Raw genomic sequence first — 18,318 nt, 5'->3', positions numbered from 1 at the left:
CCCAGCGAGACCAGCTGGTTGATAGGTCGGGTGTGGAAGCGCTGCAAGGCGTTGAGCTAACCGATACTAATGGCCCGTGAGGCTTGACCATATAACCCCAAGGGGTTTGCGCATTGCGCACGACATTGACGGATACGCGCCTGAGCGAGAGCCGGGTCGAGACGATCGCGTCAGCATGATTCCAACCGTTTTCGCCTGACGACCATAGCGAGTGGGAACCACCTGACCCCATGCCGAACTCAGCAGTGAAACCGCTCAGCGCCGATGGTAGTGTGGGGCCTCCCCATGCGAGAGTAGGTCATCGTCAGGCACTTCTTCAGAAACCCCGGCCAACTGGTCGGGGTTTCGCCGTTTGGGGGCCTCCCACGGAGAGTAGCGGAGCGCCGCCCGGGTCGTCAGGCACTTCTTCAGAAACCCAGCTTCGAGAGAGGCTGGGTTTCGCCGTTTCAGGTCCCTCATCTAGCCAAAACCCCGAGTACGCAAGTGCTCGGGGTTTTTCTTTATCCGATCAATGCGTTTCCGCAGCAGCGGCAGTTCGCTAGAATGACTTTTTCCCCGACCAGGGCAATAGAGCATGACCATCGGTGATCTCATCCGGCTGCTGAGTGACGGCGAGTTCCACTCCGGCGAGCAGTTGGGGGAGCGGCTGGGTGTATCGCGCACCGCGGTGTGGAAGCAACTCAAGAAGCTCGAAGCAATGGATATTCCCCTCGAGGCGGTCAAGGGGCAAGGGTACCGCCTTTCCATGCCTCTGGAGTTGTTGGACGGCTCGCGGATCGTCGCGGGTTTGTCGCGCAAGGGGCGCCAGCACTTGGCTCGGCTTTTCGTCGAGGAGACGCTGCCCTCGAGCAACGAGTTCATTCGCCAGCGCTTCGCTCAAGGTGCCGGTCATGGCGAGGTTTGCCTGGTGGAACAGCAGAGCGCGGGCCGCGGCCGGCGTGGCCGGGTCTGGACGACGCCCTGGGGGCGTGCGCTCATGCTGTCGGTCGGATGGCGCTTCGAAACCGGCGTGGTGGCCCTGGAGGGGCTGAGCCTGGCGGTAGGGGTTGCACTGTCTCGCGTGCTGGAGCGCCACGGTGTATCTTCCAGGCTCAAGTGGCCGAACGATGTGCTGCTCGAGGATGCAGATGGCCACCTGGGGAAGCTGGCGGGCATTCTGGTGGAGATCAGCGGTGATGCTGCAGGGCCATGCGAGGTCGTGGTGGGCATGGGCATCAACTTCGACCTTCCGGCAAGCTTTCGCGAGAAGATCGAGCAGAGGGTGGCGGCGGTGCACGACCAGGCCTCGTCGCTATCGCGCAATCAACTGGCCGCCGAGCTGCTGGATGAGCTCATGCCGCTGCTCGCCGGGTATGAGGTGAGCGGCTTTGCTGCCTGGCAGAAGGAGTGGAACGCGAGGCATGCCTTTCAGGGCTGTCAGGTCGAGGTGCAGAGAGGGCAGCAGCGGTTCATGGCAACGGCCGAAAGCGTCGATGCCTCCGGCAATCTCTGGGTTTGCCATGAGCGTGGGCGTGAGCGCCTGGGAGGAGGTGAGATCAGCGTGCGTGGGCGTACATGATCCTAGACCTGGACATCGGCAATACGCTTTCCAAGTGGCGGCTGAAGGATGCCGACAGCAGCGAGATTCGCTCACGGGGAGCCGTCTGGACCCGTGAGGAGTGGAAGCCTGGCTCCGATATTCCCGATCTGGACGTCGTCGAGGCGGTGCGTATCTCGAGCGTTGCGCGTCAGGCGGTGCTGGAGCAGACGGTGACGTTGCTGCAGAGCCGTGTGCGTAGCGTGTACGTGGCGCGCTCGGTGCCCGAAGCCTTGGGTGTGGTGAACGGCTACGAGGAGCCCCATCGTCTGGGTGTGGATCGCTGGATGGGCGTGCTGGCCGGCTACCAGCTGGCTGGGGGCTGCTGCGCCGTGGATTGCGGCAGTGCCATTACCATCGATTTCGTGCTGCCGGGCGGGCGTCACCTTGGCGGTTATATCCTGCCGGGGCTGCGCCTGATGAAGGAGAGCCTCCAGCTTGGCACGCGCAATGTGGCCATCGATCCCGACAGCGAAGCAGAGGAGCTGCTGCTGCCGGGGCGGCGTACCGTCGAGGCCGTGAACCATGGTATCTATCTGGCCGCGGTCAGCGCCGTCAACCGTATCTACGCCGAGGTCTGCGACCGTGAAGGGATCGCCCTCCCGCTGCTGCTGACGGGCGGCGATGCGCGGGTGGTGGCGCGCGGGGTGCACTCGCCCCACGCGATATGGCCCGACATGGTCTATGGCGGGCTCGAGGCCTGCTTCCCGTTGACCGCTGCCGAGCGAGCCGGACGCATGTCGGGCGCCCCCCGTGTGCCTGCCCCTGCAGGGCTGGAAAAAATCAGAGCGGGCCTTGCATTCTCCATGCTGCTTTGACACAATGCAGCGCGTTCCGAAGCCAAGGGGTCGTCCAGGTGACGAGCTTTTCGGCAAGTAGCTGATAAATAAGCGCTTGACATGGCTTCGGTAGGCGGTAGAATGAGCCGCCATCTGGAGGGGTTCCCGAGTGGCCAAAGGGAGCAGACTGTAAATCTGCCGCGAAAGCTTCGAAGGTTCGAATCCTTCCCCCTCCACCAGATTGTTCCATCGAGGTGTGAATCTGGATGGGAAGAGTGGGTAGGCGGGCATAGTTCAATGGTAGAACCTCAGCCTTCCAAGCTGATGATGCGGGTTCGATTCCCGCTGCCCGCTCCAGGCATTCGGCGTTGGTAGGTTGAGTGCAAAAGGTTATGCTCATGTAGCTCAGGGGTAGAGCACACCCTTGGTAAGGGTGAGGTCGACGGTTCAAATCCGTCCATGAGCTCCAATACGGAAAGGCGAGCTTGGGCTCGCCTTTCTTTTCTTCACGGCGCAGGTTTGCCGGGAAGGGTTGTCAGTCGGCGGGGCATCCGCTATCATGGCGCCCGCTGTTACGTATGCGTCTGCAAGAGGGGCTGCGTAGCAGATACAGGCCAGTAGCTCAATTGGCAGAGCAGCGGTCTCCAAAACCGCAGGTTGGGGGTTCGATTCCCTCCTGGCCTGCCAACCTTCCCCAGGTTGGCTTCTTCATACGAACATGCTCGATTGCCGCACCCTGAGGAGTCTCGTTTTCATGAAACACAACGCCGAGGTGCAGGAGTCGCGCCACGACGGGCTCAAGTGGGCGGTTGTCGTCACGCTGGTGACGCTGGCTGTGGTGGGCAATACCTACTACGCCGATCAGGCGCTCCTCTATCGTGTGCTGGGTGTCGTGGTGCTCTGTCTGGGCGCTGCGGGTATTGCCCTGACGACCGCCAGGGGGCGCGATCTCGCCGAGCTGGCCAAGAACGCCAAGAAAGAGATTCAGCGTGTGGTGTGGCCGACCCGTCCCGAGACGGTGCAGACGACCGCTATCGTCCTGGTCGCCGTGCTGATCGTCGGGCTGATGCTGTGGCTGATCGACACCCTTCTTAGCTGGGCGATGTCCGGCGTCATCGGTTAGGAGTCTTCATGTCCAAGCGTTGGTACGTCGTGCACGCCTACTCCGGCTTCGAGAAGCATGTCATGCGCTCCCTCAAGGAGCGCGTGAAGATGTATGGCATGGAGGATCGCTTCGGCGAGATCCTGGTGCCGACCGAAGAGGTCGTCGAAGTGCGTGACGGCAAGCGCCGCAAGAGTGAGCGCAAGTTCTATCCCGGCTACGTGCTGGTCGAGATGGAAATGGACGACGGGACCTGGCACCTGGTCAACGAAACCCCGCGTGTGATGGGGTTCATTGGCGGTACCAAGGAGAAGCCGGCGCCGATTACCCAGAAAGAGGCCGATGCCATCCTGCGTCGCGTGAAGGACGGCAGTGACAAGCCGCGGCCCAAGACCATGTTCGAGCCGGGTCAGTCCGTGCGTGTCATCGACGGCCCCTTTGCCGATTTCAACGGCGTGGTCGAAGAGGTCAACTACGACAAGAGCCGCCTGCAGGTCAGCGTGCTGATCTTCGGTCGGGCGACGCCTGTCGAGCTCGAGTTCTCACAGGTCGAGAAGGAATGATTCTCGACCTCTGATTTGCTGTGCGGCCACTGCGGTGGCCGCTTAATCCGGGGAGCCGCAAGGCGCTACTACCCAACTGGAGTCCATCATGGCCAAGAAAGTACAGGCTTACATCAAGCTGCAGGTGGCAGCTGGTAAGGCCAATCCGAGTCCCCCCGTGGGCCCCGCGCTGGGTCAGCACGGTGTCAACATCATGGAGTTCTGCAAGGCGTTCAATGCCGCGACCCAGGACATCGAGCCGGGTCTGCCGACTCCCGTGGTGATCACCGTCTATTCCGACCGCAGCTTCACCTTCATCACCAAGACGCCGCCGGCGGCCGTCCTGCTGAAGAAGGCGGCTGGCATCAAGTCCGGCTCCGGCGAGCCGAACAAGAAGAAGGTCGGTACCGTGACCCGTGCACAGCTCGAAGAGATCGCCAAGACCAAAGAGCCGGATCTGACGGCTGCCGATCTCGACGCCGCGGTGCGTACCATTGCCGGTAGTGCCCGCAGCATGGGCCTCAACGTGGAGGGTTTGTGATCATGGCCAAGCTTTCCAAGCGTGCTCAGATGATTCGCGAGAAGGTCGATGCTTCCAAGGCTTACAGCCTGGAAGAGGCCGTGGCGCTGCTCGCCGAGCTCTCTACCGTGAAGTTCAAGGAGTCGCTGGACGTCGCCATCAATCTGGGCGTCGATCCGCGTAAATCCGACCAGGTGGTACGTGGCGCTACCGTCATGCCCAACGGAACCGGCAAGGAAGTGCGCGTTGCCGTGTTCACCCAGGGTGCCAACGCCGACGCTGCCAAGGAAGCCGGTGCCGATATCGTTGGCATGGACGATCTGGCCGAGCAGGTCAAGAAGGGCCAGCTCGATTTCGACGTGGTCATCGCCTCGCCGGACGCCATGCGTGTCGTCGGTCAGCTGGGCCAGATCCTCGGTCCGCGCGGCCTGATGCCGAACCCCAAGGTCGGCACCGTGACGCCCGACGTGGCCACCGCGGTGAAGAATGCCAAGGCCGGTCAGGTGCGTTTCCGTACCGACAAGAACGGCATCATTCACACCACCCTGGGCAAGGTCGACTTCGATGCCAACGCCATCCGGGGCAACCTGGAAGCGCTGATCGCCGACCTCAAGCGTCTCAAGCCGAGCACGTCCAAGGGTATCTATTTCAAGAAGGTCACCCTGTCCACTACCATGGGCCCGGGTCTGACCCTCGATCACTCTGCCCTCGTCTAAGGACACGGTAGAGGATAGTTGCAAGAACTTTGCGGTCCCCGAGACCCTGTCTGGCAGGGGCGAGGGGCACCGTCAAAGACCGCAGGTGCCGCCCTCTTTCGAGTGGGCGGCTTAATCTCCCCTAGGGGTGCCTGCGCAGATGGTGTGGCCGCCAGAACGCTGGTGAGCACCATCACCCAGGACTCCCTTCGGCGCTTGCGCTGAGGGGAGAGATGGTAACCACCGGAGTCCGCTTAGGCGGTTCCGGCACGAAGGAGTGATCACTGTGCCACTAGCACTCGAAGGCAAGAAGGCAATCGTTGCCGAGGTCAGTGAAGCTGCCAAGAGCGCGCTCTCCGTCGTAGTTGCCGATTCTCGTGGCGTCACGGTCGAGAAGATGACCGGTCTGCGCAAGCAGGCCCGCGAGAATGGCGTCCAGCTGCGTGTTGTTCGCAACACCCTGGCACGCCGCGCCCTTTCCGGCACTCAGTGGGAGTGCCTGAACGAGAGCTTCGTCGGTCCGACTCTGTTGGCGTTTTCCACCGAGCATCCGGGCGCTGCCGCCCGTCTGTTCAAGGATTTCGCCAAGGACGAGAAGAACTTCGAAGTCAAGGCGCTGGCCTACGAAGGCGAGCTGATCCCGGCAAGCGACATTGACCGTCTGGCAACCCTGCCGACTTATGACGAGGCCATCGCCAAGCTGATGTCCGTCATGAAGGAGGCTTCTGCCGGCAAGCTGGTTCGTACTCTGGCCGCCCTGCGCGACCAGAAGCAGGAACAGGCCGCCTGATCGGCGAACTCGTTGCTGTAGCCTGAATCGAACACTGAACAGAGCGCTCGGTGCGCCGAGGCTCCCGCAAAGTTAGGAATACCGAAATGGCACTGACCAAAGAAGACATCATCAACGCCGTCGCCGACATGTCCGTCATGGAAGTCGTCGAGCTGATCGAAGCGATGGAAGAGAAGTTCGGCGTCTCTGCCGCTGCCGCCGTTGTGGCTGGTCCGGCTGCTGGCGGTGAAGCCGCTGCCGAAGAGCAGACCGAGTTCGACCTGGTGCTGGCCAGCGCCGGCGACAAGAAGGTCAACGTGATCAAGGCCGTGCGCGAGATCACCGGTCTGGGCCTGAAGGAAGCCAAGGCTGCCGTCGACGGCGCCCCGGCTACCATCAAGGAAGCCATGCCCAAGGCAGAGGCCGAAGAGGCCAAGAAGAAGCTGGAAGAAGCCGGCGCCACCGTGGAACTCAAGTAACCCCTTGGTTTCCATGGCTTCACGCGCTGCGTAAGCTTCCACGGCTGGTGGCGGGCCCTCCCGCTGCCGGCCTTTTTCTGTTGCACTAGCGCCTTGCTGACGCAGCGTCGCTAGCAGAATCCCGACGGCGAGCTACCCCTGCGGAGCTTGCCGTCAGCGCCTGACGGGGGCGGTCTCGTCGGGCGGCGCCGACCACGCATCGGTCACCCATGGTGAACAAGCTGGGGAATACAGATGGCTTACTCATACACTGAGAAAAAACGCATCCGCAAGGATTTCGGCAAACTGCCCCAAGTGATGGATGTGCCCTACCTGCTGGCGATCCAGCTTGATTCCTACTACGACTTCCTCCAGCAGGACCGTGCGCCCGATGAGCGCCTCGAGACTGGCCTCCACGCGGCGTTCAAGTCCGTGTTCCCGATCGAGAGCTTCTCCGGTAACGCCGCGCTCGAGTACGTCAGCTATCGCTTCGGTACCCCGGCCTTCGACGTCAAGGAGTGCCAGCTGCGTGGCGTCACCTACTCCGCTCCCCTGCGGGTCAAGGTTCGCTTGATCATCTATGATCGCGATTCCTCGAACAAGGCCATCAAGGACATCAAGGAGCAGGAAGTCTACATGGGGGAGATCCCCCTGATGACCGAGAACGGCACCTTCGTGGTCAACGGCACCGAGCGGGTCATCGTCTCCCAGCTGCACCGTTCCCCGGGCGTGTTCTTCGATCATGACAAGGGCAAGAGCCACTCCTCGGGCAAGCTGCTCTATTCCGCTCGCGTGATTCCTTATCGTGGCTCCTGGCTCGACTTCGAGTTCGATCCCAAGGACAACGTCTTCGTGCGTATCGACCGTCGCCGCAAGCTGCCGGCCACGGTACTGCTGCGTGCGCTGGGCATGAGCGCCGAGGAGATCCTCGACGAGTTCTTCGACACCAGCGTCTTCCACATCGAGAAGAGTGGTTTCTCGGTGGATCTGGTGCCGTCGCGCCTGCGTGGCGAAACCGCCACCTTCGACATCAAGGATGCCGATGGCAACGTGATCGTCGAGGAAGGTCGTCGTATCACCCAGAAGCATATCCGTCAGCTGGAGAAGGCCGGCCTCGAGCGCCTCGAAGTGCCGATGGACTACCTGTACGGCAAGACCCTGGCCAAGGATCAGGTCGACGCCAACACCGGCGAGCTGATCTGCCCCTGCAACAGCGTGATCACTCCGGAGTTGCTCGAGAAGCTGGGCCAGGCCGGCATCACCAAGCTCGAGACGCTATACACCAACGATCTCGACTGCGGTCCGTTCGTCTCCGAGACCCTGCGCCTGGATACCACCAGCTCGCAGCTCGAGGCGCTGGTCGAAATCTATCGCATGATGCGCCCCGGCGAGCCGCCCACCAAGGAGGCCGCCGAGACGCTGTTCCACAATCTGTTCTTCACCGAAGACCGCTACGACCTCTCCGGCGTCGGTCGCATGAAGTTCAACCGTCGCCTGCGTCGCGAGTCCGACACTGGCTCCGGCGTGCTCGACAATCGCGACATCCTCGACGTGCTCAAGGAGCTGATCTACATCCGTAACGGCTTCGGTGAAGTCGACGATATCGATCACCTGGGCAACCGTCGTATCCGCTGCGTCGGCGAGATGGCCGAGAACCAGTTCCGCGTGGGTCTGGTGCGCGTCGAGCGTGCGGTCAAGGAACGTCTCTCCATGGCCGAGAGCGAAGGCCTGATGCCGCAGGACCTGATCAACGCCAAGCCGGTGGCGGCGGCGGTCAAGGAGTTCTTCGGTTCCAGCCAGCTGTCGCAGTTCATGGACCAGAACAACCCGCTCTCCGAGGTCACCCACAAACGCCGCGTCTCCGCGCTTGGGCCGGGCGGTCTGACCCGCGAGCGGGCCGGCTTCGAGGTGCGCGACGTTCACGCCACCCACTACGGTCGCCTGTGTCCGATCGAGACGCCGGAAGGTCCGAACATCGGCCTGATCAACTCGCTGGCCACCTACAGCCATACCAACAGCTACGGCTTCCTCGAGACACCGTACCGCAAGGTGGTGGATCGTCAGGTGACCGACGAGGTGGTGCACCTCTCGGCCATCGAGGAAGGGGATTTCATCATCGCCCAGGCCTCGGCCACCGTCGATGAGAGCGGCAAGCTGGTCGACGACCTGGTGCAGGTGCGCCACAAGGGCGAGACCACCTTCATGCGCCCCGAGCAGGTCACCCTGATGGACGTCTCGCCGCGTCAGGTGGTCTCCGTGGCCGCAGCGCTGATCCCGTTCCTCGAGCACGACGACGCCAACCGCGCTCTGATGGGCTCGAACATGCAGCGTCAGGCGGTGCCGACCCTGCGCGCCGAGAAGCCGCTGGTGGGTACCGGCATGGAGCGCTTCGTCGCCCGTGACTCCGGCGTCTGTGCCGTGGCGCGGCGCGGCGGGGTGATCGACTCGGTCGACGCCAAGCGCATCGTGGTACGCATCAACGAGGACGAGATCATCGGCGGCGAAGCCGGCGTCGACATCTACAACCTCACCAAGTACGTGCGCTCCAACCAGAACACCTGCATGAACCAGCGCCCGATCGTGCGTCCCGGCGACGTGGTCGAGCGTGGCGACATCCTGGCCGACGGTCCCTCCGTCGACATGGGCGACCTGGCCCTGGGTCAGAACATGCGCATCGCCTTCATGCCCTGGAACGGCTACAACTTCGAGGACTCGATTCTGCTCTCGGAGCGCGTGGTGCAGGAGGATCGCTTCACCACCATCCACATCCAGGAGCTGACCTGCGTCTCCCGCGACACCAAGCTGGGGCCGGAGGAGATCACCTCGGATATCCCCAACGTGGGTGAGTCGGCGCTCTCCAAGCTGGACGAGGCCGGTGTGGTCTACATCGGCGCCGAAGTCGGCCCGGGCGACATCCTGGTGGGCAAGGTCACGCCCAAGGGCGAGACCCAGCTGACTCCGGAAGAGAAGCTGCTGCGGGCGATCTTCGGTGAGAAGGCCTCCGACGTGAAGGACACCTCGCTGCGTGCCCCCACCGGCATGCGCGGTACCGTGATCGACGTGCAGGTGTTCACCCGCGACGGCGTGGAGAAGGACTCCCGGGCGCTGGCCATCGAGCAGATGCAGCTCGACGAGGTGCGCAAGGACCTGCAGGAGACCTACCGTATCGCCGAGGACGCCACCTTCGAGCGTCTCAAGCGCACGCTCTCCGGCCAGCCGGTCAATGGCGGTCCCAAGCTGAAGAAGGGCGACGTGCTCTCCGACAGCTATCTCGACGAGCTGCCGCGTCAGCAGTGGTTCAAGCTGCGTCTGCAGGACGAGTCGCTCAACGAGCTGCTGGCCCAGGCCGACGAGCAGCTGGAGAGCCGTCGCAAGGAGATGGAGGAGCGCTTCGAGGACAAGAAGCGCAAGCTGACCCAGGGCGACGACCTGGCGCCGGGCGTGCTCAAGATCGTCAAGGTCTACATGGCGGTCAAGCGTCGCATCCAGCCGGGCGACAAGATGGCCGGCCGTCACGGTAACAAGGGTGTCATCTCGGCGATCATGCCGGTGGAGGACATGCCCTTCGACGACAACGGCGTACCGGTGGACATCGTCCTCAACCCGCTGGGCGTACCGTCGCGGATGAACGTCGGTCAGATCCTCGAGACCCACCTGGGTCTGGCGGCTCACGGCCTCGGCGTCAAGATCGATGCCCTGCTGCGCGATGCACGCGCCCAGCAGGTAAGCGAGATCCGTGAGTTCCTGGGCAAGGTGTACAACTCCACCGAGGGTACGCGGATCGAGGATATCGACTCGCTCACCGACGATGAGGTGATCGCCCTGGCCAAGAACCTGCGCGGCGGCGTGCCGATGGCCTCGCCGGTGTTCGACGGCGCGGCGGAAGGCGAGATCAAGCATCTGCTGCGCCTGGCGGATCTGCCGGATTCCGGCCAGATGGCGCTGTACGACGGGCGTACCGGTGACGCCTTCGACCGCCCGGTGACAGTGGGCTATATGTACATGCTCAAGCTCAACCACCTGGTGGACGACAAGATGCACGCCCGTTCCACTGGCTCCTACTCGCTCGTCACCCAGCAGCCGCTGGGCGGCAAGGCGCAGTTCGGCGGTCAGCGTTTCGGTGAGATGGAGGTGTGGGCGCTGGAAGCCTACGGCGCCGCCTACACCCTCCAGGAGATGCTCACGGTGAAGTCCGACGACGTGGAAGGTCGCACCAAGATGTACAAGAGCATCGTCGACGGCGACCACACCATGCATGCCGGCATGCCGGAGTCCTTCAACGTACTGGTGAAGGAAATCCGTTCGCTGGGCATCGATATCGAGTTAGAGAGCTAGGAGCCGACTCCATGAAAGATTTGGTGAAAGTCCTCAAATCGCAATCACAGTCCGAAGAGTTCGACGCGATCAAGATCTCGCTCGCCTCGCCGGACATGATTCGCTCCTGGTCCTATGGCGAGGTCAAGAAGCCCGAGACCATCAACTACCGCACCTTCAAGCCGGAGCGGGACGGGCTGTTCTGCGCCAAGATCTTCGGTCCGGTGAAGGACTATGAGTGCCTGTGCGGCAAGTACAAGCGCATGAAGCACCGCGGCATCATCTGCGAGAAGTGCGGCGTCGAGGTGACCAAGGCCGCCGTGCGCCGCGAGCGCATGGGCCACATCGAGCTGGCCAGCCCCGTTGCGCACATCTGGTTCCTCAAGTCGCTGCCGTCGCGTATCGGCATGTTCCTCGACATGACCCTGCGCGACATCGAGCGGGTGCTCTATTTCGAGAGCTTCGTGGTCATCGACCCGGGCATGACCACGCTGGAGCGCGGCCAGCTGCTCAACGACGAGCAGTACTTCGAGGCTCTCGAGGAGTTCGGTGACGACTTCGACGCCCGCATGGGCGCCGAGGCCATCCAGGCGCTGCTCAAGGACATCGACCTCTCCGAGGAGGTCGACCGTCTGCGCGAGGAGATCCCGCAGACCAACTCCGAGACCAAGATCAAGAAGCTCTCCAAGCGGCTCAAGCTGCTCGAGGCCTTCCTCAACTCCGGCAACGATCCGGCGTGGATGGTCATGGAAGTGCTGCCGGTACTGCCGCCGGACCTGCGTCCGCTGGTGCCGCTGGATGGCGGTCGCTTCGCCACCTCCGACCTCAACGACCTGTACCGTCGGGTGATCAACCGTAACAACCGCCTGAAGCGGCTGCTCGACCTCAATGCGCCGGACATCATCGTGCGCAACGAGAAGCGCATGCTGCAGGAAGCGGTCGATGCGCTGCTCGACAACGGCCGTCGCGGCCGTGCCATCACCGGCTCCAACAAGCGTCCGCTGAAGTCGCTGGCCGACATGATCAAGGGCAAGCAGGGCCGTTTCCGTCAGAACCTGCTGGGCAAGCGCGTCGACTACTCCGGTCGTTCGGTCATCACCGTCGGCCCGACCCTGCGTCTGCATCAGTGCGGCCTGCCCAAGAAGATGGCGCTCGAGCTGTTCAAGCCGTTCATCTATTCCAAGCTGCAGGCCTTGGGTCACGCCTCCACCATCAAGGCCGCCAAGAAGATGGTCGAGCGCGAGCTGCCCGAGGTGTGGGACATCCTCGCCGACGTCATCCGCGAACACCCGGTGCTGCTCAACCGCGCCCCGACCCTGCACCGCCTCGGCATTCAGGCCTTCGAGCCGCTGCTGATCGAAGGCAAGGCGATCCAGCTGCACCCGCTGGTGTGTGCCGCCTACAACGCCGACTTCGACGGTGACCAGATGGCGGTGCACGTGCCGCTGACGCTGGAAGCCCAGCTCGAGGCGCGGGCGCTGATGATGGCCACCAACAACGTGCTGTCGCCGGCCAACGGTGATCCGATCATCGTGCCGTCTCAGGACGTGGTGCTGGGTCTGTACTACATGACCCGCGAGAAGATCAACGCCAAGGGCGAGGGCATGGTGTTCTCCGACCTCAAAGAGGTGGAGCGTGCCTTCGGTACCCAGAGCGTGTCGCTGCATGCCCGGGTCAAGGTGCGTCTCACCGAGGTGATCATCGACGAGGAGAGCGGCGAGCGCAGCACCGCCCGCACCCTCTATGACACCACCGTGGGTCGTGCGCTGCTGTTCCGTATCCTGCCCGACGGCGTGCCCTTCGAGCTGGTCGATCAGCCGATGAAGAAGAAGGCGATCTCCAAGCTGCTCAACGAGGTGTATCGTCGCGCCGGCCTCAAGCCGACGGTGATCTTCGCCGACCAGCTGATGTACACCGGCTTCCGCATGGCGACCTGGTCCGGCGCGTCCATCGGTGTCAACGACTTCGTCATTCCCGACGCCAAGAGCGAGATCGTCGAAGCCGCCGAGGCCGAGGTCAAGGAGATCGAAGACCAGTTCTCCTCCGGTCTCGTCACCGCCGGCGAGAAGTACAACAAGGTCATCGACATCTGGTCCAAGGCCAACGACAAGGTGGCCAAGGCGATGATGGCGGGTATCTCCAAGGAGACCGTGATCGACCGCGACGGCAACGAGGTGGAGCAGGACTCGTTCAACAGCGTGTTTATCATGGCCGACTCCGGTGCCCGGGGTAGCGCGGCTCAGATCCGTCAGCTGGCGGGCATGCGCGGCCTGATGGCCAAGCCGGACGGCTCGATCATCGAGACGCCCATCGTGGCCAACTTCCGCGAGGGTCTGAACGTACTGCAGTACTTCATCTCGACCCACGGTGCGCGGAAAGGTCTGGCGGATACCGCCCTCAAGACCGCCAACTCCGGTTACCTGACCCGTCGTCTGGTCGACGTGGCCCAGGACATGGTGATCACCGAGACCGACTGCGGCACCGAGCAGGGCCTGACCCTGCATCCGGTCATCGAGGGCGGCGACATCATCGTCTCCCTGGCCCAGCGCGTACTGGGTCGCGTGGTGGCCCAGGACGTCATCGACCCCAGCACAGAAGAAGTGCTGATCGAGAAGGGTACCCTGCTCGACGAGGCCTGGTGCGAGCGTCTCGACACCATGGGCGTCGACGAGATCGTGGTGCGCAGCGCCATCACCTGCGAATCGACCCACGGGGTCTGTTCGTCCTGTTATGGCCGCGACCTGGCTCGCGGGCATCAGGTCAACATCGGCGAGGCCGTCGGCGTCATCGCCGCCCAGTCGATCGGTGAGCCGGGTACCCAGCTGACCATGCGGACCTTCCACATCGGCGGTGCGGCATCGCGTGCCTCGGCGGTGGACAGCGTGCAGGTCAAGCACGGCGGCAAGGTGCGTCTGCACAACATGAAGTTCGTCGAGCGCACCGACGGCAAGCTGGTGGTGGTGTCCCGCTCCAGCGCCCTGGCGGTGGCCGACGAGCACGGCCGCGAGCGTGAGTACTACAAGCTGCCCTACGGTGCCGAGCTGTCGGTCAAGGATGGCGATGCGGTCGACGCCGGCCAGATGGTCGCCAAGTGGGACCCGCACACCCACCCGATCATCGCCGAGGTCGAGGGCAAGGTGCAGTACGTCGACATGGTCGAGGGCGTCACCATCCACCGCAGCGTGGACGAGATGACCGGCCTGTCGTCCATCGAGGTGATCGAGTCGGCGGCACGCCCGCAGGCCGGCCGCGACAGCCGACCGATGATCCTGCTCACCGACGAGAGCGGCGAGCCGATCAGCGTGACGGGCTCCAACACCCCGGTACAGTACCTGCTGCCCGGCAAGGCCATCGTCTCGGTCGACAACGGAGCCAAGATCGGCATCGGCGAAATCGTCGCGCGTATCCCGGTGGAGGCATCCGGCAACAAGGACATTACCGGGGGTCTGCCCCGCGTGGCCGACCTGTTCGAGGCGCGCAAGCCGAAGGAGCCGGCCATCCTCGCCGAGATCAGCGGTACGATCAGCTTCGGCAAGGAGACCAAGGGCAAGCGTCGCCTGACGATCACACCGGACGACGGTGGCGATCCGTTCGAGATGCTGATCCCGAAATGGCGCCAGATCGCGGTCTTCGAAGGCGAGACCGTGGAGAAGGGCGAGGTGATCTCCGACGGCCCGAGCAACCCCCACGACATCCTGCGCCTGCTGGGTGTGGCGGAGCTGGCCAAGTACATCACCGCCGAGATCCAGGAGGTCTATCGCCTCCAGGGCGTGGGCATCAACGACAAGCACATCGAAGTGATCGTGCGTCAGATGCTGCGCAAGGTGGAGATCACCGACTCGGGCGACTCGGAGTTCATCCCGGGCGACCAGGTCGAACTGGTGAAGGTGCTCGAGCAGAATGCGCTGCTGGAGCAGGCCGAGAAGTTCCCGGCCCGCTACCAGCGTGTGCTGTTGGGCATCACCAAGGCCAGCCTGGCCACCGAGTCGTTCATTTCCGCGGCCTCCTTCCAGGAGACCACGCGGGTGCTGACCGAGGCGGCGGTAACCGGCAAGCGCGACTATCTGCGCGGCCTCAAGGAGAACGTGGTGGTCGGTCGCCTGATTCCGGCAGGTACCGGGTTGGCCCATCACCAGGAGCGTCGCCGCAAGCGGGAAGACACCGAGCGTCTGCTCCACCCGTCGGCCTTCGACGTCGAGCAGGAGCTGGGTGCCCAGCTCACCGCCCTCGACTCGGACGACGACGAGCTGTAGGCGAGGTGGGCGTCAAGCGTCGGGAAGCTCTTGTCGCTTGACGCCTCACCCCGTTAGACCTTAGAATGCGCAGCCTTTAACAGTGGGGTGGGTGCGCCCGCGTCCGCTGAAAAGGCAAGGCAACCATTGGAGTCAGCTACACAACATGGCAACGATCAACCAGCTCGTGCGCAAGCCGCGCAAGCGCCCCGCCGCCAAGAGCGACGTGCCGGCGCTGCAGGCCTGTCCGCAGAAGCGCGGTGTCTGCACCCGCGTTTACACCACTACCCCGAAGAAGCCGAACTCGGCCCTGCGTAAGGTCTGCCGTGTGCGCCTGACCAACGGGTTCGAGGTTTCGTCCTACATCGGCGGTGAAGGCCACAACCTTCAGGAACACTCTGTCGTGCTGATCCGCGGCGGCCGTGTCAAGGACTTGCCGGGTGTGCGTTACCACACCGTGCGCGGTGCTCTCGACACCTCCGGCGTGCAGAACCGTAAGCAGGGCCGTTCCAAGTACGGTACCAAGCGTCCCAAGTCCTGATCGGGCTCGGTGCGTCAATAGAATCAATTTCGGTCTGATAAGAGTAAGGTCGGGCGTCGCGGGTTCGAGTCGAGCGTGCGGGAGTTCCGGGTTTGCCTGAAAGACCCTTCGATAGAGGGCTTGTCATGCCTAGAAGAAGAGTTGTCGCCAAGCGCGAGATCCTGCCGGATCCCAAGTTCGGAAGCGAGCGCCTGGCCAAGTTCATGAACCACCTGATGGTCAGCGGCAAGAAGTCCACAGCTGAGCGTATCGTCTACGGTGCGCTGGACACGGTTGCCGAACGTAGTAAGGAAGAGCCGCTGGAGATCTTCGATCGCGCGCTGGAAGCCATTCAGCCGATGGTCGAGGTCAAGTCCCGCCGCGTTGGCGGTGCGACCTATCAGGTGCCCGTGGAAGTTCGTCCCTCGCGTCGCCAGGCGCTGGCCATGCGCTGGCTGGTGGATGCGGCGCGCAAGCGCGGTGAGAAGACCATGGTGCAGCGCCTCGCCGGCGAAATGCTCGATGCCGCCGAAGGCAAGGGCTCCGCAGTCAAGAAGCGTGAAGACGTGCATCGCATGGCCGAGGCCAACAAGGCGTTCTCGCACTACCGTTTCTAAGCGCAGCGCCTCTCAACGCATCGCCAACCAACGGGGAGTTTCACCGTGGCACGCAAGACACCTCTCAACCGCTATCGCAACATCGGGATCTGTGCCCACGTCGACGCGGGCAAGACCACCACTACCGAGCGTGTGCTGTTCTACACCGGTCTGTCTCACAAGCTCGGTGAGGTGCACGATGGTGCGGCGACCACCGACTGGATGGAGCAGGAGCAGGAGCGCGGTATCACCATTACCTCCGCTGCTGTGACGACCTTCTGGAAGGGCATGAACCAGCAGTTCGACGAGCACCGCATCAACATCATCGACACTCCTGGGCACGTCGACTTCACCATCGAAGTCGAGCGCTCCCTGCGCGTGCTCGATGGCGCCGTCGTGGTGCTGTGCGGCAGCTCCGGCGTTCAGCCTCAGACCGAGACCGTCTGGCGCCAGGCCAACAAGTACGAAGTGCCGCGCATGGTGTTCGTCAACAAGATGGACCGCACCGGTGCCGACTTCTTCATGGTGGTCAAGCAGCTCAAGGAGCGCCTGAACGCCAACGCCGTGCCGATCCAGATCAACTGGGGCACCGAGGACGAGTTCAAGGGCGTCATCGATCTCATCGAGATGAAGGCGATCCTGTGGAACGAAGCCGACCAGGGCATGAGCTACGAGCTCGTCGACATTCCCGCCGAGCTCCAGGAGACGGCCGAGGAGTACCGCGAGCAGATGGTCGAGGCCGCTGCTGAAGCCTCTGAAGAGCTGATGGACAAGTACCTCGAAGAGGGCGAGCTCTCCACCGAGGAGATCAAGGCCGGTCTGCGTCGTCGCACGCTGGACAACGAGATCGTGCTGGTCACCTGCGGCTCCGCGTTCAAGAACAAGGGCGTGCAGGCGGTGCTCGACGCCGTGATCGAGTACATGCCGTCTCCGGCCGAGGTCAAGGCCATCGAGGGTGAGCTGGACGACAAGGACGGCACCATTGCCACGCGTGAGGCGGACGACAACGCGCCTTTCGCTGCCCTGGCGTTCAAGATCGCCACCGACCCCTTCGTCGGTACCCTGACCTTCATCCGCGTATATTCCGGCGTGGTCAACTCCGGCGACAGCGTCTACAACTCCGTCAAGGAGCGTAAGGAGCGCATCGGTCGTCTGGTTCAGATGCACGCCAACTCCCGCGAGGAGATCAAGGAAGTGCGCGCCGGCGACATCGCCGCCTGCATCGGCTTGAAGGACGTCACCACCGGTGACACCCTGTGCGATCTGGAGAACAAGATCGTTCTCGAGCGGATGGAATTCCCCGAGCCGGTCATCTCGGTTGCCGTGGAGCCGAAGTCCAAGGCCGACCAGGAGAAGATGGGCGTGGCGCTGGGCAAGCTGGCCCAGGAAGATCCGTCATTCCGCGTCAAGACCGACGAAGAGACCGGTCAGACCATCATCTCCGGCATGGGCGAGCTGCACCTCGACATCATCGTCGACCGCATGCGTCGCGAGTTCAAGGTCGAGGCCAACATCGGCAAGCCGCAGGTGGCTTACCGCGAAACCATTCGCGGCAAGGTCGAGCAGGAAGGCAAGTTCGTGCGTCAGTCCGGCGGTCGTGGCCAGTACGGTCATGTCTGGCTGCGCATCGAGCCGCTCACCGAGGCGGACAAGGAAGGCGACGAAGAAATGCACTTCAAGTTCGCCTCCGAGATCGTCGGCGGTGTGGTACCCAAGGAGTACGTGGGTGCCGTCGAGAAAGGGGCCTACGAGCAGCTGCAGAACGGTGTCATCGCGGGTTACCCGATGATTGACGTCAAGGTCACGCTGTACGATGGCTCCTACCATGACGTGGACTCGAACGAGAACGCGTTCAAGGTCGCCTCTTCCATGGCTGTCAAGGAAGGGGCCCGCAAGGCCAAGGCCGTGCTGCTGGAGCCGGTGATGAAGGTCGAAGTCGTGACTCCCGAGGATTTCATGGGTGACGTCATGGGCGACCTCAACCGTCGCCGCGGTCTGGTGCAGGGCATGGATGACTCTTCCTCCGGCAAGATCATCCGCGCGATGGTGCCTCTGGGCGAGATGTTCGGTTACGCAACCGATCTGCGTTCTCAGACCCAGGGTCGTGCGAGCTACACTATGGAGTTCGCGAAGTACGAAGAGGCGCCCTCCAGCATCGTTGAAGCCGTCATCAACCAGAAAGGCTAACCGCTAGCAAACGTAAAGAGGTTATCGA

13 protein-coding genes, 4 tRNA genes and 2 rRNA genes are annotated in these 18,318 nt (G+C 63.1%); all 19 read left to right on the top strand.

Going from position 1 to position 18,318, the window contains the following annotated elements; all coding sequences use genetic code 11:
* Nucleotides 1-91: ribosomal RNA gene (locus tag C4S71_RS10775) — 23S ribosomal RNA — on the top strand; the annotation flags it as partial.
* 103 nt (nt 92-194) lie between these two features.
* Nucleotides 195-310: ribosomal RNA gene (rrf, locus tag C4S71_RS10770) — 5S ribosomal RNA — on the top strand.
* 264 nt (nt 311-574) lie between these two features.
* Entirely contained in the window at nt 575-1,558 is a 984-nt protein-coding gene (locus C4S71_RS10765; RefSeq protein WP_086507982.1) for a biotin--[acetyl-CoA-carboxylase] ligase, read from the top strand.
* Nucleotides 1,555-2,394, top strand: coding sequence for a type III pantothenate kinase (locus tag C4S71_RS10760; protein WP_086507983.1), 840 nt, complete (start codon nt 1,555-1,557; stop codon nt 2,392-2,394). Before C4S71_RS10765 ends, C4S71_RS10760 begins: the two co-directional genes overlap by 4 nt.
* A gap of 116 nt (nt 2,395-2,510) precedes the next feature.
* A tRNA-Tyr gene (locus C4S71_RS10755) sits at nt 2,511-2,594 on the top strand.
* A 44-nt stretch (nt 2,595-2,638) separates the two neighbouring features.
* A tRNA-Gly gene (locus tag C4S71_RS10750) sits at nt 2,639-2,712 on the top strand.
* Nucleotides 2,713-2,749: 37 nt separating this feature from the next.
* Nucleotides 2,750-2,824 (top strand) — tRNA-Thr (locus C4S71_RS10745).
* Nucleotides 2,825-2,966: 142 nt separating this feature from the next.
* Nucleotides 2,967-3,042, top strand: a tRNA-Trp gene (locus C4S71_RS10740).
* A 67-nt stretch (nt 3,043-3,109) separates the two neighbouring features.
* Nucleotides 3,110-3,478, top strand: coding sequence for a preprotein translocase subunit SecE (secE, locus tag C4S71_RS10735; protein ID WP_010626454.1), 369 nt, complete (start codon nt 3,110-3,112; stop codon nt 3,476-3,478).
* A gap of 8 nt (nt 3,479-3,486) precedes the next feature.
* Nucleotides 3,487-4,020: a transcription termination/antitermination protein NusG gene (gene nusG / locus C4S71_RS10730; RefSeq protein WP_010626455.1), complete on the top strand. Its 534-nt coding sequence runs from the start codon at nt 3,487-3,489 to the stop codon at nt 4,018-4,020.
* An 88-nt stretch (nt 4,021-4,108) separates the two neighbouring features.
* Nucleotides 4,109-4,540: a 50S ribosomal protein L11 gene (gene rplK, locus C4S71_RS10725; protein ID WP_010626456.1), complete on the top strand. Its 432-nt coding sequence runs from the start codon at nt 4,109-4,111 to the stop codon at nt 4,538-4,540.
* A 2-nt stretch (nt 4,541-4,542) separates the two neighbouring features.
* A complete protein-coding gene (gene rplA, locus C4S71_RS10720) occupies nt 4,543-5,235 on the top strand; it encodes a 50S ribosomal protein L1 (RefSeq protein ID WP_103969113.1) in 693 nt (230 codons plus the stop codon).
* Nucleotides 5,236-5,500: 265 nt separating this feature from the next.
* Nucleotides 5,501-6,004, top strand: a complete 504-nt coding sequence (rplJ, locus tag C4S71_RS10715) for a 50S ribosomal protein L10 (RefSeq protein WP_086507986.1) — start codon at nt 5,501-5,503, stop codon at nt 6,002-6,004.
* Nucleotides 6,005-6,090: 86 nt separating this feature from the next.
* Entirely contained in the window at nt 6,091-6,462 is a 372-nt protein-coding gene (rplL, locus tag C4S71_RS10710; protein ID WP_086507987.1) for a 50S ribosomal protein L7/L12, read from the top strand.
* 234 nt (nt 6,463-6,696) lie between these two features.
* The gene (rpoB, locus tag C4S71_RS10705) at nt 6,697-10,776 is read left to right on the top strand and encodes a DNA-directed RNA polymerase subunit beta (RefSeq protein ID WP_103969108.1); all 4,080 of its coding nucleotides are present in this window, start codon (nt 6,697-6,699) and stop codon (nt 10,774-10,776) included.
* Between the two features lie 11 nt (nt 10,777-10,787).
* Nucleotides 10,788-15,008, top strand: coding sequence for a DNA-directed RNA polymerase subunit beta' (gene rpoC, locus C4S71_RS10700; protein ID WP_103969107.1), 4,221 nt, complete (start codon nt 10,788-10,790; stop codon nt 15,006-15,008).
* Nucleotides 15,009-15,153: 145 nt separating this feature from the next.
* A complete protein-coding gene (gene rpsL / locus C4S71_RS10695) occupies nt 15,154-15,528 on the top strand; it encodes a 30S ribosomal protein S12 (RefSeq protein ID WP_010626462.1) in 375 nt (124 codons plus the stop codon).
* Between the two features lie 125 nt (nt 15,529-15,653).
* Nucleotides 15,654-16,124 (top strand): 30S ribosomal protein S7, encoded by a 471-nt coding sequence (gene rpsG, locus C4S71_RS10690; RefSeq protein WP_010626463.1) that lies wholly within the window; start codon nt 15,654-15,656, stop codon nt 16,122-16,124.
* A 45-nt stretch (nt 16,125-16,169) separates the two neighbouring features.
* A complete protein-coding gene (gene fusA / locus C4S71_RS10685; protein WP_086507990.1) occupies nt 16,170-18,290 on the top strand; it encodes an elongation factor G in 2,121 nt (706 codons plus the stop codon).
* Nucleotides 18,291-18,318 lie beyond the last annotated feature (28 nt).

The organism is Billgrantia desiderata, assembly GCF_900108215.1.
Lineage (GTDB): Bacteria > Pseudomonadota > Gammaproteobacteria > Pseudomonadales > Halomonadaceae > Halomonas > Halomonas desiderata.
The sequence above is the reverse complement of the archived record's forward strand: the minus strand, read 5'-3'. Positions and strand labels throughout refer to the sequence as shown.

What these genes read in the sequence shown, in the direction of transcription:
- C4S71_RS10765 (WP_086507982.1), top strand. Translation starts at nt 575, where the DNA reads ATGACCATCGGTGATCTCATCCGGCTGCTGAGTGACGGCGAGTTCCAC.
- C4S71_RS10760 (WP_086507983.1), top strand. Translation starts at nt 1,555, where the DNA reads ATGATCCTAGACCTGGACATCGGCAATACGCTTTCCAAGTGGCGGCTG.
- rplK (WP_010626456.1), top strand. Translation starts at nt 4,109, where the DNA reads ATGGCCAAGAAAGTACAGGCTTACATCAAGCTGCAGGTGGCAGCTGGT.
- rpoB (WP_103969108.1), top strand. Translation starts at nt 6,697, where the DNA reads ATGGCTTACTCATACACTGAGAAAAAACGCATCCGCAAGGATTTCGGC.
- rpoC (WP_103969107.1), top strand. Translation starts at nt 10,788, where the DNA reads ATGAAAGATTTGGTGAAAGTCCTCAAATCGCAATCACAGTCCGAAGAG.
- secE (WP_010626454.1), top strand. Translation starts at nt 3,110, where the DNA reads ATGAAACACAACGCCGAGGTGCAGGAGTCGCGCCACGACGGGCTCAAG.
- rplL (WP_086507987.1), top strand. Translation starts at nt 6,091, where the DNA reads ATGGCACTGACCAAAGAAGACATCATCAACGCCGTCGCCGACATGTCC.
- nusG (WP_010626455.1), top strand. Translation starts at nt 3,487, where the DNA reads ATGTCCAAGCGTTGGTACGTCGTGCACGCCTACTCCGGCTTCGAGAAG.
- rpsG (WP_010626463.1), top strand. Translation starts at nt 15,654, where the DNA reads ATGCCTAGAAGAAGAGTTGTCGCCAAGCGCGAGATCCTGCCGGATCCC.
- rplA (WP_103969113.1), top strand. Translation starts at nt 4,543, where the DNA reads ATGGCCAAGCTTTCCAAGCGTGCTCAGATGATTCGCGAGAAGGTCGAT.
- rpsL (WP_010626462.1), top strand. Translation starts at nt 15,154, where the DNA reads ATGGCAACGATCAACCAGCTCGTGCGCAAGCCGCGCAAGCGCCCCGCC.